We start from the raw sequence: 16,263 nt of genomic DNA, 5'->3' as shown, positions 1-16,263 counted from the left end.
GAAAAACTCCTCTAGAAAAAGGTGATTTCGTTGGCCTCGGCCTTGGCGTGCGGCTGACCGTCATGAATGGCGTGCTGCTCCGGCATCGTGTAAGCCGTTGAAAGCTCTTGCAGCCAACGGTCACTGCGCATCGGAGGGAGCGCATGCCCACTCAGGCTCGACGCTTGGCGCTCGTCCAGTTGCTGCTGCAGCTTGCCCAGGTCGCCGGTAATCAGGGTCAACATCTGGCTGACGCGATCCTGGAACTGCAAGGCGACCAGCACCTCGGCAATCTCGTCGGCGACGCCGGTACTCTGCTGCTGCAAGTCATGGCTGTTGCGTACGAGGGTCTGGGCGGTAGCGCGAAAATGTTCGATGACCTGAGAGACCACGCGCTCCGAATCGGCGAGGGTCACGGTGTCTTGCTCGGCGTGGTGGCGGGACATCTGCACCGTACGGGCAATAGCAGCGTTGACGGTGATCACGGTTTCACTGATCTTGCGCCCGGTTTCGCCGGACATGCTCGACAACTTGCGCACCTCATCGGCGACTACCGCAAAACCTCGCCCGGCCTCACCGGCTCGCGCCGCTTCGATGGCCGCATTGAGGGCCAGCAGGTTGGTTTGACTGGCGATGTCACCGACGAACTTGGCCATCTGCTGAAGTTGCTCGGTGAAACCCGAGAGCTGCATGACTTCCTTGAGTTCGCTCTCTTTATTCGACAGCGCGGTGCGCAGGGCCACCACGATGGAGTTGAGGTCCTGCTGGCCGACTTCCAGCAAGTCGACCAATTGTTGGGAGGCGTCTTGCCCGCCATTGCTGGCCACGCTGTGGCTGATGTTCGAGGACAGCGTGCCGAAACGTTCGCTGAGCTTGAGGATGGAGGTTTCGCTGATGGCTCGAGCCGCTTCTATCTGCCGCGACCAGATCGGAAGCACGCTCAGGCACACGTCTGCCAGGCCGTTATCGACGGCCAACGCCGCCGAGGCCACTGCCGGCTGATCGAGCTGCTGGCGCAGGCGGGCCCACTGGACCTGGTAGCCCCGGTTCGCCCAAAAGCCCAGGCCGATGCACAGCGCCAACAACAGACTCGCCACGCCCACTGACCACGCACTGAAGCCATTGCTGTAGGCAACTGCCAGGCCACCGAGCAGACCGGCCAAAGCCACGGGAAACAGCGTCAAAGCGGTCGAAGGCGGGGTGGTCTGTTCGCTCACGGTCTGTCTCCCATTCAAAGCATCTCGTCGCCGGTTGATCGGCTGTTCGATTGCCTGAGACAGATGCTGGCCCAATAATGGCACTGCTGCCATCGGACCATCCCTATTCTGGGGTAGGGATACCGGGAGTCCGGGTAGGAAAATCCCTACCCGCGGGGGTTGATCACGAAATACCCAAGGTCATGGCGAAGCGCACAATGTCTGCGGTGGAGCTGAAACCCATCTTTTCCATGAGCCGCGTCTTGTGGGTGCTGACGGTCTTGTTGCTGATGACCAACTGCTCGGCAATCTGGTTGACGCTCATGCCATGCGCCAGCAAGCGCAGGATCTGGAACTCGCGATCGGACAGGCTTTCCACGTAGGTGTGTTGCTTCAAGCCACTGCTCTGCAGGGCAATCTGCTCGGCCAGGTTGGGGTCCAGGTAGCGTTGACCACTGGCCACGCGACGCATGGCAGCCAACAGCGTCTCGGGGTCGCGGTCCTTGGTGAGGTAGCCGAGCGCACCGGCGCGCAGTGCGCGTTGCGCGATGTGAATCTCGTTATGCATGCTCAACACCAGGATCGGCAGATCCGGGTACTGGGTATGCAGCCGGGCAATCAGGATCTCGCCACTGATACCCGGCATGTTCATGTCGAGCAGCAGCAGGTCGATCTCGACCTGGCGCAACAGCTCGATCACTTGGGTACCACTCTCGGCTTCGGCCACCACCTGGACGTCGGCGACCAGCATGAACAACTGCTTGAGCCCTTCGCGCATGATGGTGTGGTCATCGGCAATCAGCATGCGAATCATCAGTACGTATCCTTGTGCATCGGAATGAACGCTTGCACCGTAGTGCCGTGTCCGGGATGGCTGAAAATAATCACTTTGCCGCCCAGCATCAGGCCACGCTCACGCATCCCGGCCAACCCTAAGGTCTTGCGGCCAACGGCATCCGGGTCAAACCCCTTGCCGTTATCCTGGACCTCCAGCAGCCAGTGGGTTTCCTGCGGGCTCAGGGTGACGCTGACCTGTGTCGCTTCGGCGTAGCGAGCGATATTGGTCAACGATTCCTGCACGATGCGAAACGCTGCGGTGATGTGGGTATCGGGGAGCGTCAGGGGAATCGAAGGCAGGTGCAACGTGCAAGGAACCCGGGTCAGGGTGACAAATTCGGTTGTCAGCCATTCCAGGCCGGAGACCAGCCCCAGGTTCAGCGCAGACGGTCGCAGGCTGGTGGAGACATCCCGTACGACCTGGATGGTCTTATCGGTCAGTACCATCAGCCGCTCGACCTGCGGGGTAAGTTCGGGCGTGCTGGCACCGAACTGAAACCTCAACAGCGATATGCCCATGCGCAGTGCGGTCAGGTGCTGGCCCAGTTCGTCATGGATTTCCCTGGCGATCAGTTTGCGCTCCTCTTCGCGCGCCGTTTCGCGGCGGGTCGACAGATCACGCAACTGTGCATTCGAATTGGCCAGCCGCCGCTCGGCAGCACGCAGCTTGGAAATGTCGCGCCCCACCGCCAGCACGCTGACTACCCGCTGGCCGTCGACCTCCGGCACAAAGTGGATCAGCACGACTTTGGGCGCGGCCTTCAACCCCGAGAGGAGAAACTCCTGCTCCGTCGCTTTATTCTGCTGGATCACCTGAGCCACCAATTCGCGAAACAGCTGAGCCTGGTTGTTCAGGGGGGCCACCGCATCCATGGGCATTCCGATCAGTTCCGGCCACGCCCCGCCCACCCATTTTTTCAGCTGCGCATTGACGTACAGCACTTGGCCATGCGCACTCACGCGCACGATAGCGTCCGGGCTGTTTTCAACCAGGGCGTTGATGTCGTGCTGGCGTTCGAGTTCTTTCTGCCGAGCCCTGGCCAACAGGGTAATGTCGCGACTGATCACCAGGATCCGCGGAGCCACCCGGGCCGAGTCCGCTACCGGCACCAGGGTCAAGTGCAGTTGACGAACTTCGTCACGCAGCACCATGCCCTCATCCGACTCGATCACGCGTCCGACCACCGTGCATTGCTCACAAAGCGCCTGGATTTTTTGCGCGCTCAACCGACCAAAGATCGACGCCAGGCTCTCATCGATCACCTCGCCATGCGCTTTGCCCAGCGCGCGCAACAACGCAGGGTTGACCTCGACGCAACGCAGGTCACCGACCGAGGTCATTTCCAGCAGGCACAGCATGTCCAGGGTGTGGTCGAAAATGTCCCGGTAACGACGCTCGCGCTCCCGGAGTAACGACTCCGACTGCCAGCGTTCGATGGCGATCGCCGCGATGTGACACGTCTGGCGTACGCGCAGGATATCGCTCTCATCCGGCTCGTCGCCGGGAGACAGGGACAACTCGAAAATGCCCAGGACGCGCCCTTGTTTGTCGACGATCGGTTCGGACCAGCCAGCAGCGGGACTGGATGCCGCCAGTCCAGCAGGGGCCTTGTACGTCGCCAGCCCGATGCCGAGCGGCTCTGCCAGCCGTACCCCGCAGGACCGATGGGGCAAGGCCATTTGCAAATAGCCCACCAGCAACGCCAGCGTCTCCTCCAGAGCCCCGCCGGTCGCCATTTTTTCGAAAATCCCCAGGCGCGCGTCTTCCAGGACCTGTTGCTTGCGCAGCTCGGTAATGTCGTGGGCCAGCGCCAGCACGCCGATCACCTCACCGCTATGACTGCGCTCGGCCATCAGGCTGACCGCACAACTGACATACTCGGTACTGCCCTCGAAGGTCCAGCTGTCGAGGAATTGCGCCGTTTCCCCCGTCGCAACCACATGACGCAGCTGGTTGAGATAGTGACCTGCGCCCTCGCCAGGGCTGACGCCTATCGACTCGTCATAAGACCGGCCGGTCAAGAGCAGAAAGGTCGGGTTGACGTAAGTGCGTAACAGATTGCGGTCGTAGCGAACAATGATGTTGGGTGAGTTTTCCGCGAGGGTGAGAAATTTGAGTTCGCTGCCCATCAAGGTTTCGCGAAGCTGCCAATTCTCGGTGATGTCCTCCAGTTGGGACACGAAGCAGACCGGCTGGCCTTGATCATCCCGTACCAGGCCCACGGTCAACCTGACCCACACCACGCGCCCGTCGCGATGGATATAGCGTTTATGCAACGTAGCGCCTGGCCTTGCACCGCGCTTGAGTTCGTCGATCAACTGCTTGCCGACATCGCGGTCCTCGGGGTGGGTCAGCGCCATGAACGTGGTGGCTTGCAGTTGCGCCTCGCTATAGCCCAGCAGCGTGCAGATGACGCCATTGGCCCGTAGCCAACGACCGTCCAGCGCCACCAGCGCCAGGCCGGTACCCGAGGAATCGAAAATGGACCTGAGCGGAATGTCCGAGAAACTTTCGGTACTCGATTGCGGGGGCGATGGCGCCTGGCGGGCAATGACCTCGACAATAAAATAATCGTCGCGCCATACCGTGAGCGAGATGTCCAACCCGCACGACACCCGGCTCAACGCCGCGAAAACAGCGCGCGTTTTCCCCGCCGCCTTTTCCAGGGCAGCGTAAAACAACCCATGGTCTTCGGACCGCAGGAGGGAGATAAATTCACAGCCCGTGGCGGGGCGAACGCCGTTCTGGATTTGCAGATGTGAGAACGCGGGATTGCCTGCGACCACCCGAGCAGCTCGATCCAGCGCGACCACTGCACCTGACAGGCAGGCGAGCACGCTCTCGAGGGTTTGCAGCATTTCATCGTCAGCCACTGCAGCTCCTTTGCCTGTCCTTCGCGAATGATTCTTCCCTGTGCTTCCTGCGGTAAAACACTCAGCAATGACTGGATGGACTATCACGCCACCGACTTGCCTGGCCTACACCGACCAGTCGGCCTACCGCAGGCTGGAGCATTTGTGTGATGACGCCTGGAGCTTTTCCGAAATACTTTGTAATCCTTATCTGAAGGGTAGCTCAAGATCAAAAATAACGACAGGGGGCTACCCGTGGTACGCGTTGATAACCATTGGCAGCCACCCTGTTTCGCCCCTGATTACAGCGCTGAAGCGGGCCGCCGGCAGGCATTGAACGGCGGGATTCGCCCGCGCCAGGGTTGGGCGCGCTCCAACTGCGCGGCGAGTGCGAACAGGGTACTTTCCTCGCCAAAACGACCGGCGAAGTGCGCGCCCATCGGCAAGCCCGCGGCGCTCCAGTACAGCGGCACCGACATCGCCGGTTGCCCGCTGGCGTTGAACACCGCCGTGAACGGCGAATAACTGTGGAAACGCTCAACCAACGCCTCCAGGCTCAAGCGATCGTCTTGCAGGTCCAGCTCACCTATCCGTACCGGTTCACGCGCTAACGTTGGCGTGAGTATCACGTCGTAGTCCTGCATGAACATCGCCAATTGGCGGCCCAAGGCATGTATCCACTCCACCGCCCCGGCGTACTGCGCGCCGCTGACGTCGCCCTTGGTGCGCAGAATGATCCGGGTGCGCGCCTCCAGTTCCTCAGGCCGTACCGCGCATCCGCGCATCTGGCCCAACACCTCGACGTAATGCCGGGTACCTGCACCAATGATGGTGAAGACCTTATCGAGAAACTCCGGCAGCACCACCGGCAATGTGGCCGGTTCAACACGATGGCCCAAGGCTTGGCACACACTGGCAGCCTGGCGCACGGCGTCCACAGACTCATCGGAGGTCGGCCAGGGTCCCAGTTGCTCGACCAACGCAATCCGCAGCGGTCGAGGGTCACGTTGCACTGCGCAGACATAGGGCTGTGCCGACAGGGGGGCCGCGTAAGGGGCGCCCAGGTCGATCCCGGCCGTGGCATCCAGCAACGCGGCGCTGTCACGGACCGACAGGGTAATCCCATGGGGGGTGCCCATGCCGGCCCAGCCCTCGCCAATCATCGGCCCCGACGGCAGCAGGCCACGGCTCGGTTTAAAACCAAAGACACCGCAACATGACGCAGGGACGCGCAAGGAGCCGCCACCATCGTTGCCATGGGCAAAGGGGACGACACGGGCAGCAACCAGGGCCGCCGCGCCGCCGCTGGAACCGCCCGCGCTATGCTCGAGGTTCCAGGGGTTGCGCGTCGCGCCAAAGCGAGTGGACTCGGTGGAGTAGGACGTGCCGAATTCGGGAGAGGTGCTGGTGCCGAGAATCAAACAACCGGTGCCGCGCAAACGGGTGACTATTTCGGCTTCAACGTCTGCGCGAGCGCCTCCCAACGCCTGCGAGCCATTGGTCATCGCGGCCCCCTTGACCGGCGAAAACAGGTCCTTGACCAGGGTCGGCACCCCGGCAAACACACCGTGAGCGGGTCGCGACGCGCGTGCCGCCTGCCGCGCCGAATCGTAGAGCCGCTCGGCCACCGCATTCAGCTGCGGTTCGATCCGTTCGATACGCTCAATCACCGCTTCCAGCAGCTCGCCGGGCTGCACCTCACCACGCCTGACCCACTCGGCCAAACCGGTGGCGTCCTCGCTGTCCAGCAGGTTGTGGATGTCCATGTTCATCTCCTATTGATTATGAATGACTTGATCTGAATGCCTGGGTGAGCGCTTTGCGCCGCGCTTGCAGGCCTGCCAGGGCCCATGCCAGGGCCGAGGCGAAGCTGGCGCAGGCCAGCCACAGGATTGAACGACGTACGTCACCCGAGTAAACGCTGAGCAAGGCCACCACCAGCGGGCTGACAAATTGACCGAAATACAGAAAAGCCGTGAACCCGCCCAAACCGCGCCCACGGGTTTTCGCACTCAGGGCATTCATCACCGGCGCCATCGCGTTAGGCACCAGGAGCCCGGCGCCCAGGCCGTGGATCAGCACTGCCAGCAACACCATGGTGTAGCTCGGCGCTCGCACCAGCAGCCACAATCCCAAGCCCAACAGGCTCAGCAACAGCGCATTGCAGCCGGGGATACCGATGCTCCGGCGCAACAGCGGCCAGGCTAACGAACCGCCCAGGGTCGCCAGCAGGCTGCCCCCCGCCGACAGCCCGATCATCGTGCTTGAGGTAACGCCGAGGCTGACGAGTAAAACCGGCGCCTGGATCGGCACGATAAAGCTCAGGACCATCCCGCTGAGGATCAGCAGATAACCGAGCACCAGGGGCAGCACGGCCACCCTGCCCTGTTCAGCCACCTCGACGGGTCGGCGGGCGACCGCGGGTTCCCACAGCACCTTGATCATCATCGGCACCAACAACAGTGGCAGCAGGTACAACAGGAATGGCAGGCGCCAGGAGTGTTCGCCCAATGCGCCGCCCACCACATAGAACAGCGAGCCGACCAGACCGATGGTGACCACTTGCCGATTGATGTAGCGCAGCCGCTCCTCGCCGTGCCAATAGTCGGCAATCAGCGTGGCGCAACAGGTCATCACCACCGCCTCCGCCGCGCCGAACAGCAGGCGTACACCGACGATGGAGGGCAAGTTATCCAGCAGGGCCGGGATGGCTCCGAGCACGGCATATAACAGGGTGGCGATCACCAGCAACGCCTTGCGCCCGACCCGGTCGGCCAACCAGCCGGCCAGGGGCGCGCACAGCACAATCGCCAGTGCCGGCCCGGTGACCGCCAACGGCACCAACAAGTCGGCACGCGGTTCCAGCGGGCCGAACTCGGCACCGAGCTTGGGCAGGATCGGCGCCACCATGGCCGCGCCCATGATGGTCAGGCTACTGCCCAGCATCAGCACCAGCCCTTCACGGCGCCCGGTGGCTTGCCGTGGTGCGGGGAAATCGGAATGTGATGAGTTCATGGCCAGCCCCTTAGAAGCTTTGAGAAATACGCAGCGCCACGGTGTAACCCTGGGCACGGTTGACGGCGTCGGTTTCCTTGTAGGCATGCAGCCACACGGCTGGCAGGCCGGGCTTGAAGTAGCTCACTGCCGGGCCGACGGCCAGCACCCGCGCGCGGTTGCCCGATTGCAGCCCGGGCGCATCGTCGTCGGTGAACTGGCGGTAGTAGTAACCCCCCAGGCCCAGGATCCACGGCCCCACATGCTGACCGACGGCAAACTCGTGCCGATACTCCACACCGCTTTTGTAATCGGTGGCAGGGTTACGGGTGTTGACGTCGACTTCAAAGCTGGAAGAAACCTCAAAGCCACTGTCGGTGATGTAAGTAGCGTTGACGATCGGCGAGAACGTCCAGTGATTGAGCCCTGGGGAGACCAGACGATTCTTGTCGTAGTCACCGGTGGGCGCCTGGATCTGCAACTGGGTGTTGATAAACAGATTCGGCGACAGATTCCATTGCAGGATCACCGGTAGAAATTGCACGTCAGCCAATCGAAACGGATCGGCTTCCAGGTTCAGCGGGCCGGCCGGTGTCGGTACCTGGAGGGAAGCGTCCATCTTGAAAAATGGCACCACCATGCCGAACCCATAGTTAGCGCCCAGCACGGTGTGATCCGTCATGCGCATATACGCGGCCGCGATGGACAAGACATCCAGAGAAAGATGGTTGTCAACTGAACGTCCGTGGCGATCTTTCTGCACATTGGTCGAGTAAAACGCTGTTCGCACCCCCACTGTCCCAAAAGGCGTGGCGGGCGGCATCATCCCCGCGCCGAAATCGTAGACACCAACGGCCGTGGTCGGCGAACCACTCTCGGTTCCGTGCACACTGGCGCAGCAACCGACCAGTCCCAGCGTAAACAGCGTCACACGCACGGTGCTTGCATTATTCTTGTTAATCATCGAATGCCCCTCCCATCAAGTGGTGTGGGCCATCCTAGTAACGCGTGACGTGAGCCGGTTATCCGTTTTCAGCAGAGTTGAGTGCGACGCAGGGTCTGTGAAGGGCTTTCGCCGAACATCGTGCGGTAATCGCTGGAGAACCGGCTCAGGTGCCAGAACCCCCAGCGCGCCGCCACTTCCTGTACGCCATGGGCTTGGGTGCTCATTCGCAGTTCACGTCGCACCGCATTGAGGCGCAGCGCACGCAGATAAGCCACCGGGTTGATCCCCAGGGTTTCCTGAAAACAGTACTGGAGCTTGCGTCGGCTGGCGCCGATGTGATTGCACAGGTCGAGGATCGACAGCGGCTCGTCGAGGTGACTCAACGCGTATTCGCGGGCGCGGTCGACCATCCTTTTGCGAGCCGTGGGATTGAGCGGCGGCGCTTGATCCGGCGCCACCAACTCCAACAAGTGCAGCATCACCGCATCGCGTATGCCGCGACGGATCGAGTCATGCCCCAGCACCGCATCACGCCCCTGATCGCAGCCCGCCAGTTCATCGAATAGCGCCATGAGTTCACGTTGCACCGATGAGTTGCCCAGGCGGTAACACTTGGGAAGATCGGTAATTCGAAACTGGCTGCCCTGACGCTCCAGGACATGCTCCAACGCCTGTTCTTCAATCGCCACACTGAGCAAATCCAAGTGTTGTGGCGTGAGCAGTTCGGGAAGATTTTCGCCATGGGCGACCAGCAGGCTAGGCTCATGGATCGGATGCCCCGAACAATACAGCGCGCCGCTGGCACTCAGGGGCAAGCTGAACGTGATCGCGCCTTTCCAGGCCGTTCCCCTTTTGATCATGGCCTGATTAGAGCGGTCGCGTGCCAGTTGCATCCAGCCCGAGCGGAATTCGATCAGCTCCCCTGTAAAGGGGCCCGGTGATAGTTGGTCATAGCGAACGTGCCAACCGTCCATATTACGAGCGTGCTCATCGATGTCGTTCGTCTGCCAACGCTGGAAGGGTAATGTCGATCGAACCAGCGCAGAGGCGGTGGGCACCAGCATATTGTTGTTGTTCATTGACCCAACCTTTTTCAGTTGCAAGGCTTACGGGTCGGTTATTACGCAAGTTCCATTCCGCCCTGTGGGGGGTTTGCGCATTTGTGCCGAAAATGGATAGTGGGGGGGGTTGCCAGGGGTGGGGATCTACACGGCTTTGGTGTGGCCCTGAGCCTGTGGTGGCTTGGGAGCCTATGACTATCTAACTGATGCTCCGCGGCTTAAATGTGGGAGGGGCGGTGCGACGATTCGACTTGCCCCCGATGGCGGCCTCGGGGCCGACCAGGATGTTGGAGTGGAATGAGTACATATCCGTTGCTGCGGTAACGGCTACTTAGGGTTCCGCTCTTACAGCGGGTCACTTTTGGAAGAGCGCCAAAAGTAACCAAAAACGCTTGCCCCACCACTCGGCACCTCGCTCAGGCTCGGTGTGCCCGCAATCCGACATTGATTTGGGGGGCCGCCGCCACGCGCCATCCATGGCGCGGGGCGGCTAAACCGGCATCCCTGCCGGTTTACCCCCCAAATCAATATCGGATTGCGGCCAGCGTGGTTTAACGGGGCGCTTGAGATCAAGATCAAGAGCGAGAGCGAGAGCGAGAGCGAGAGCGAGAGCGAGAGCGAGAGCGAGAGCGAGAGCGAGAGCGAGAGCGAGAGCGAGAGCGAGAGCGAGAGCGAGAGCGAGAGCGAGAGCGAGAGCGAGAGCGAGAGCGAGAGCGAGAGCGAGAGCGGCTCGCTTCGCATCGTGGATACGTTTGCGCGACTTGGACAGGGGTGGACGCAATCAGTCAGCGATCGACAATCGATTGCTGTGTGCAGCTTTACTGCCAGGCCGGATTCATGGTTGATGGTGGCAGCCACGGTCAAGACTGGCGGCACACAGCGTCAAGACATCTGCCGCTCGGAAGGGACTTAATAGCACCTGAGCGGAACAGAGCCTCCCGTCGGCTCTGCAGCGAGTTTTCTTTCACTATTCCAGGCTGCGCCATGATCAATATTGAAACGCCTACCTATTATTCGGCGACCAAGAAATACAACCTCAGCTTCCCCACACTCGAGCAGGACGTGGAAGCGGATGTCGTGGTGATTGGCGGTGGTTTTTCGGGGATCAATACCGCACTCGAACTCGCCGAAAAAGGCATCACCAATATCGTGGTGCTGGAAGCCCGCTACCTGGGCTTCGGTGGCACGGGCCGCAACGGTGGCCAGATCATGGCGGGGATCGGTCACGACCTGGAGAAAATCAAGCAGCAGGTGGGCGAGCAAGGGCTGCGCGAGATCTTTGAAATCAGTGAGCTGGGTGCTGGCATCATCAAGGATCGCATCGCCAAGTACTCGATCGACGCAGACTTCTGCCACGGCTATGGCTACATGGGCTTCAACGCCCGCCAGGAAAAAACCCTGCGCGCCTGGGAGAAGGACTTCAAGTCGATCAATACCCAGGACGAAATCCGCTTTATGGCGGGGTCCGAGGTCAAGCAGATCATCGGTTCCGACGCTTACAGCAGCGCGCTGTTGCACATGGGCGGCGGGCATGTTCACTCACTGAATCTGTTGCTGGGCGAAGCCAAGGCGCTGGTCGGACACGGCGTGCGTATCTATGAACACAGCCCGGCCCTGGAAGTCAGCTATGGCGAGCGCATCACCGTGCGCACAGGCCGGGGCTCGGTGAAAGCCTCCAAATTGTTGTGGGCCTGCGACAGCTTCCTCAACAAACTGGAACCCGAGCTGCACAAGACCACCCTAAACACCTACGCCTTCCAGTTGATGACCGAACCGCTGTCGGACGAGATGATCCGCCGAATCAGCCCGATACGCGGCGCCTACAGCGACATTCGACCGGTGATCGACTACTACCGGGTCACCAACGAAAACCGCCTGCTGTTTGGTGCCGCCACGCCTTTTGTCGAGCACATTCCGCTGGACCTCAAAGCCTGGAACCGCAACCTGATGCTGAAGATTTTCCCGTACCTCAAGGACGTGAAAATCGACCTGGCGTGGGGCGGGCCGATGGCGACCGGGGCCAACTTGTTCCCGCAGATCGGCACGCTCAGCGGGCGCCCCAATGCCTTTTATGTGCAGGGCTACGCGGGCTTCGGGGTCACCCCGAGCCACATCATCTGCAAGGTATTGGCCGAAGGCATGAGCGAAGGCTCTTCGCGCTACGACCTGATCAGCTCGGTCAAGCATGCGCAGATTCTGGGCAAGGACCACATACGCCCGCTGCTGCTGACAGCCGGCAAAAGCCTTCATCAACTATCAGGCTATTTCAACGGTCGCCGTTGAGCCTGATGCCCGTCAGTCAAGGAGGAACACTGTAACTGTGGCAAGCGGACTTACTGTGGCGAACGGGATTGTTGTGGCGAGCGGGCTTGCCCTAATGCCGTTCAGTTAAGGTTTTTTTGTAGGAGCGAGCTTGCTCGCGAAGAACTCACAGACGCCGCGTTCATTCAGGAAACACGCGTTATCGTTGACGTTTTTCGCGAGCAAGCTCGCTCCTACAGAAGGCGATGTACGCTTAACTGAACGGCATTAGGGCTTACCCCGCGTTGGGCTGCGAAGCAGCCCCAATAAGGCCGCCGCATTTCTCCTGGTGGAACCGGGAGACTGGTTTTAGGGCCGCTACGCGCCCCAACGCGGGGCAAGCCCGCTCGCCACAACAAGCCGCTTTCCACAGGTGACTGTTTGCCCGTTCTATCTCTTGACTGGCATTAGCCGTTAAGCCCCCTTTTTCATTCACAGGAGAACCGCCATGCCCGTTACCACCCTCAAGAAAGATGTCCAACTGTCGGACCTGGATGCCTGGGGCACGGTTGCCGACCTGGGCTCCGAGATCCTCGAAGGTGAGGTCAAGGCCTTTGGCAAAATGACCTTCGGTGCCCCCACCGACCCCGTCAGCAGCGCCTATTTCGGCACCACCCAAGGCAAGTTCCGGATGACCTACCCGTTCGCCGAGCAAGCCACGGTGGTCACCGGCGAAGTGGTCTTGACCGACGAAAGCACCGGCCAGAGCACCCGCTACAAGGCCGGCGACAGCTGGTTCGTGACCAAGGGCACGCCGGTGCTGTGGGAGGTGGTGAGCGAGAGTTTTGTGAAGCACTATTTCGCGGTAGCCTGATCGCCCCCCTCTGCCGGCTTCGGCCGGCAGCGTTTCTTCCAACCAGGTGACCGACCATGCACGCCATCCCCGCTCAGGAAGTCGCCGGCCATTGCCTGAAGGCGTTCACTCAACTGGTGCCCGCCAGCCAGGCAGCGTTCTATTGCGTCGACCGCCAGCTGCAAGCGCATGATTTCAGGCTGCAAGGCATGAGCGGTGAGATGCATCGCGACTACCTCGACAACTACCGCCAATTCGACCCGTTGCAACCGCGCAATTGCCTGTCCAGCGGGCTGGCGGTGGTACCGCTGGTTTTCGCCATGGCCCGCCAGCCGCTACGTGACAGCCGCCGCTATCAAGACTTCCTGCAACGCTACGGCGTGGTCGATGTGGTGGAGATCGTCGCCCATCGCGCCGACCAGCCTCAGGCGGCTATCTCCTTGCTGCGCACGGCGGAGCAAGGGGTGTTCACCACCGACCAACTGACTCAGCTCAACGCCTTGCAGGCCTTGTTGCAAATGGCGGTGGCCAATATGCAACCCTGCGACGACGCACTGGCCGGGCTCACGCCCAAGGAGCGCCAGATTGCCTGGTTGTTGCGTCAGGGCGCGAGCAACAAGCAACTGGCCCTGGAGCTGGATGTCGGCCTGCCCACCATCAAGACCCACCTGATCCACCTGTTCCGCAAGACGGGCGTCAGCAGCCGTACCGAACTGGTCGCCGCGCTGTTTCTCTAAGCCGCCTCAACCCTTCGGTTGATAGGCGAGCCTCGCGCGCCACCCCATGATCCGGGTTGTCTATTCCATCAACCGGAGTCATGCAATGGCCACACTATCCAACTGGATCACCGTAGGCGCCCTCGCCGACGGTTTTGCCCCCGACGCATTTATCCTGCCCAACCTTGCCGACCTCAGCGGCAGGACCTTCACGCTGAACTTCGCCAACGGCTGGCAGATCGAACATCGTTTTGACACCGAGGCCCTGCACTGGAACGCCGCCGACGGTCATTCCAGCGGCTCGGCCGTGTACCGCGCCACGTCCGTGCGCCCCGGCCTGTATCTGGTCGATTTCATCAAGCACGAAGCCACTCAGGCCTGGTCGATCAGCCTGGTGCTGGATACCACCACGTCGTCGTTCACCGCCGTGATCGGCCGCCTGCCGGACCGCGCGCAAACCGAAGAAGGTTTGTACAGTCGCGCCCTGGCCGGCAAGGCCCTGACCTCGGTTGAAGTGGAGTTCCTGCACGGCAGCCTGGATCAGCCCTGGCAGACAGGCCTGTGCCCCCACGGGCCCACCCAGGAACTGACGGGCCTGCGCAACCTGTATCGCTACAGCCCCAGCGAAGTGTACGAACACGTCTATCTGAACGATCAGTTCTATGCCTGGCAGTGCCTCAAGGGCGTCGAGCAAGGCCTGTGCGATACCGACCGCTGCCACGCCTACAAGATTGCCGATCAACTGTACCTGTTCGTCTGGCGCGAAAAGATCATTCCGACCCTCGGCCTGGTGTTGATCGACCTGCAACAGCACCGCAGCGACGGCAAGATCTTCGGGTATGCCGGTGCGTCCTTCGACGCCCTGTCCAACTTCCCGGTCAGTTCCTACTGCCAGGTCCTTAACCGCACGGAGTATCCCGATGCCTGATCCACGTACCGTCGTCATCACCGGTGCCGGCACGGGCATCGGTGCCGCCTGCGCCCGCCTGTACGCCGCCGAAGGTGCCAACCTGGTGTTGATCGGCCGTCGGCGCGCGCTCCTGGAGCAGGTTGCGCAGACAACCGGAGGCCTGATCCTGGTGGGCGATGCCGCCTGCCCAGACACCTGGGAGGGTTTTATCGCGCAGATTCAAGCCCACTACGGTCGCCTCGATGTGCTGCTGGCCTGCGCCGGCGGGCATGGCCTGGGCAGCGCCACCGAGACCCGCCCGTCGAGTTGGGAAGCCGCGTTGCGCAGCAACCTGGACAGCGCGTTCTACAGCGCCCGGGCCTGCCTGCCGCTGCTGATCGCCAGTGCCGGCAACATCGTTCTCCTCGGCTCCCTCGCCTCGTTGGCCGCCGGCCCCGACGTGTGCGGCTACACCACCGCCAAGCACGCACTGCTCGGGCTCAATCGCTCCCTGGCCCGCGACTACGGGCCACGTGGGGTGCGCGTCAACGCGGTGTGCCCAGGCTGGGTCACCACACCGATGGCTGACGAAGAAATGCAGCCATTGATGAATTTCCATGGCGAAACACTGCAACAAGCCTACGCACGCGTATGTGCCGATGTGCCGTTGCGTCGCCCGGCCAGCGCAGAAGAAATCGCCAGGGTATGCCGCTTCCTGGCCGGCCCCGACGCCTCGATCATCACCGGTGCGAGCGTCGTCGCCGATGGTGGTTCGAGCATTGTCGATGTACCGACGCTGGCCTATGCCCGCCTGGAGCACACACATGCATGAAGCATTGGATTTCAGCGCAAAGACGGTACTGGTGACCGGTGGGGCTCAGGGTATCGGCCGCGCCATCGTCGAAGCATTCGCCTGGCGTGGCGCGCGGGTGATGATCGCCGACCTGCGCGTCACGCAAGCCCAGGCGCTGGCCGCAGAGCTGACGGCACACGCGTGCCGGGTCGAGGCCACAGGCGTTGATATGGCCGATGCGGCAGCGGTGTTCGAGTTGGTTGGGGAGATAGAACGACGCTGGGGGCGCCTGGATATCCTGGTGCACAACGCCGGCTACTTTCCGTTGACAGCGTTCGCGCAGATCACCCCGTCCATGCTGGAACGCACACTGGCAGTCAATCTTTCGGCGCTGTTCTGGTTGACTCAGGCAGCCCTGCCCATGTTTCAGCGCCAAGGGGGTGGCTGCGTGCTGGTCACTTCATCGGTCACCGGGCCAAGGGTCGCCTACCCAGGGCTCAGCCATTACGCAGCCTCAAAGGCCGGGGTGAATGGTTTCATTCGCAACGCCGCACTGGAACTGGCCACCTACCAGGTGCGCGTCAACGGTGTCGAGCCGGGGATGATCGCCACGCCGGCCATGGACAACCTTGGCGACGCGCAGGTCAACGCCGACATCACCGGCCGAGTCCCCCTGGGGCGGCTCGGCGCCCCTCAGGATATTGCCGGGGCCATGCTGTTCCTGGCGTCTGACCTGGCGGCTTACATCACCGGGCAAACCCTGGTGGTGGATGGGGGCTCTACGTTGCCTGAAGTGAAATGAAACAGCGTTTGCCGAACAACTCAAGGCAGTGATGAACGCCGACCAGTGGATCCAATAACTTAAAAAATGATCGATAATCGCCCGATAAAAAGCGATTTAAGAT

The 16,263-nt window shown here is 61.5% G+C and carries 13 protein-coding genes; 6 read left to right on the top strand and 7 right to left on the bottom strand.

All coding sequences use genetic code 11. The annotated features are described in order from the left end of the window. Positions 1 to 11: 11 nt before the first annotated feature. The 7 genes from QU606_RS14880 to QU606_RS14850 all read right to left on the bottom strand — a co-directional run bounded on the left by QU606_RS14880 (position 12) and on the right by QU606_RS14850 (position 9,884). Positions 12 to 1,289, bottom strand: a complete 1,278-nt coding sequence (locus tag QU606_RS14880) for a methyl-accepting chemotaxis protein (protein ID WP_370531098.1) — start codon at positions 1,287 to 1,289, stop codon at positions 12 to 14. 70 nt (positions 1,290 to 1,359) lie between these two features. Then, a complete protein-coding gene (locus QU606_RS14875; RefSeq protein ID WP_024074636.1) occupies positions 1,360 to 1,989 on the bottom strand; it encodes a response regulator transcription factor in 630 nt (209 codons plus the stop codon). Next, a complete protein-coding gene (locus QU606_RS14870; protein ID WP_304998518.1) occupies positions 1,989 to 4,886 on the bottom strand; it encodes a PAS domain S-box protein in 2,898 nt (965 codons plus the stop codon). Before QU606_RS14870 ends, QU606_RS14875 begins: the two co-directional genes overlap by 1 nt. A gap of 281 nt (positions 4,887 to 5,167) precedes the next feature. Continuing rightward, positions 5,168 to 6,631, bottom strand: coding sequence for an amidase (locus QU606_RS14865; RefSeq protein WP_370531097.1), 1,464 nt, complete (start codon positions 6,629 to 6,631; stop codon positions 5,168 to 5,170). A 16-nt stretch (positions 6,632 to 6,647) separates the two neighbouring features. Beyond that, positions 6,648 to 7,880, bottom strand: a complete 1,233-nt coding sequence (locus QU606_RS14860; RefSeq protein WP_150293536.1) for an MFS transporter — start codon at positions 7,878 to 7,880, stop codon at positions 6,648 to 6,650. A gap of 10 nt (positions 7,881 to 7,890) precedes the next feature. Then, complete coding sequence (locus QU606_RS14855) at positions 7,891 to 8,823, bottom strand: transporter (protein ID WP_304998516.1); 933 nt, start codon at positions 8,821 to 8,823, stop codon at positions 7,891 to 7,893. Between the two features lie 68 nt (positions 8,824 to 8,891). Further along, a complete protein-coding gene (locus tag QU606_RS14850) occupies positions 8,892 to 9,884 on the bottom strand; it encodes a helix-turn-helix domain-containing protein (protein ID WP_024074631.1) in 993 nt (330 codons plus the stop codon). A 966-nt stretch (positions 9,885 to 10,850) separates the two neighbouring features. Here QU606_RS14850 and QU606_RS14845 point away from each other — a divergent pair. The 6 genes from QU606_RS14845 to QU606_RS14820 all read left to right on the top strand — a co-directional run bounded on the left by QU606_RS14845 (position 10,851) and on the right by QU606_RS14820 (position 16,160). Continuing rightward, complete coding sequence (locus tag QU606_RS14845) at positions 10,851 to 12,149, top strand: FAD-binding oxidoreductase (RefSeq protein ID WP_024074628.1); 1,299 nt, start codon at positions 10,851 to 10,853, stop codon at positions 12,147 to 12,149. 466 nt (positions 12,150 to 12,615) lie between these two features. Next, positions 12,616 to 12,981: a cupin domain-containing protein gene (locus tag QU606_RS14840; RefSeq protein WP_024074627.1), complete on the top strand. Its 366-nt coding sequence runs from the start codon at positions 12,616 to 12,618 to the stop codon at positions 12,979 to 12,981. 56 nt (positions 12,982 to 13,037) lie between these two features. Further along, entirely contained in the window at positions 13,038 to 13,697 is a 660-nt protein-coding gene (locus QU606_RS14835) for a LuxR C-terminal-related transcriptional regulator (protein ID WP_102623781.1), read from the top strand. An 85-nt stretch (positions 13,698 to 13,782) separates the two neighbouring features. Continuing rightward, positions 13,783 to 14,604 (top strand): molybdenum cofactor biosynthesis F family protein, encoded by an 822-nt coding sequence (locus QU606_RS14830; RefSeq protein WP_304998515.1) that lies wholly within the window; start codon positions 13,783 to 13,785, stop codon positions 14,602 to 14,604. Next, positions 14,597 to 15,397 carry an SDR family NAD(P)-dependent oxidoreductase gene (locus QU606_RS14825; protein WP_024074624.1) on the top strand — a complete coding sequence of 267 codons (801 nt, stop codon included), beginning with the start codon at positions 14,597 to 14,599 and terminating at the stop codon, positions 15,395 to 15,397. Before QU606_RS14830 ends, QU606_RS14825 begins: the two co-directional genes overlap by 8 nt. Next, positions 15,390 to 16,160, top strand: coding sequence for an SDR family oxidoreductase (locus QU606_RS14820; protein WP_024074623.1), 771 nt, complete (start codon positions 15,390 to 15,392; stop codon positions 16,158 to 16,160). Before QU606_RS14825 ends, QU606_RS14820 begins: the two co-directional genes overlap by 8 nt. The last annotated feature ends 103 nt before the right edge of the window (positions 16,161 to 16,263 follow it).

Source organism: Pseudomonas sp. OVF7, from assembly GCF_030644265.1.
GTDB classification, from domain to species: domain Bacteria; phylum Pseudomonadota; class Gammaproteobacteria; order Pseudomonadales; family Pseudomonadaceae; genus Aquipseudomonas; species Aquipseudomonas gorinensis.
This window is presented reverse-complemented; position numbering and strand designations above follow the sequence as displayed.

Coding starts and splice junctions, on each gene's coding strand:
- QU606_RS14825 (WP_024074624.1), top strand. CDS start 14,597: ATGCCTGATCCACGTACCGTCGTCATCACCGGTGCCGGCACGGGCATC.
- QU606_RS14880 (WP_370531098.1), bottom strand. CDS start 1,289: ATGGCAGCAGTGCCATTATTGGGCCAGCATCTGTCTCAGGCAATCGAA.
- QU606_RS14855 (WP_304998516.1), bottom strand. CDS start 8,823: ATGATTAACAAGAATAATGCAAGCACCGTGCGTGTGACGCTGTTTACG.
- QU606_RS14830 (WP_304998515.1), top strand. CDS start 13,783: ATGGCCACACTATCCAACTGGATCACCGTAGGCGCCCTCGCCGACGGT.
- QU606_RS14875 (WP_024074636.1), bottom strand. CDS start 1,989: ATGATTCGCATGCTGATTGCCGATGACCACACCATCATGCGCGAAGGG.
- QU606_RS14860 (WP_150293536.1), bottom strand. CDS start 7,880: ATGAACTCATCACATTCCGATTTCCCCGCACCACGGCAAGCCACCGGG.
- QU606_RS14850 (WP_024074631.1), bottom strand. CDS start 9,884: ATGAACAACAACAATATGCTGGTGCCCACCGCCTCTGCGCTGGTTCGA.
- QU606_RS14845 (WP_024074628.1), top strand. CDS start 10,851: ATGATCAATATTGAAACGCCTACCTATTATTCGGCGACCAAGAAATAC.
- QU606_RS14835 (WP_102623781.1), top strand. CDS start 13,038: ATGCACGCCATCCCCGCTCAGGAAGTCGCCGGCCATTGCCTGAAGGCG.
- QU606_RS14840 (WP_024074627.1), top strand. CDS start 12,616: ATGCCCGTTACCACCCTCAAGAAAGATGTCCAACTGTCGGACCTGGAT.
- QU606_RS14865 (WP_370531097.1), bottom strand. CDS start 6,631: ATGGACATCCACAACCTGCTGGACAGCGAGGACGCCACCGGTTTGGCC.
- QU606_RS14820 (WP_024074623.1), top strand. CDS start 15,390: ATGCATGAAGCATTGGATTTCAGCGCAAAGACGGTACTGGTGACCGGT.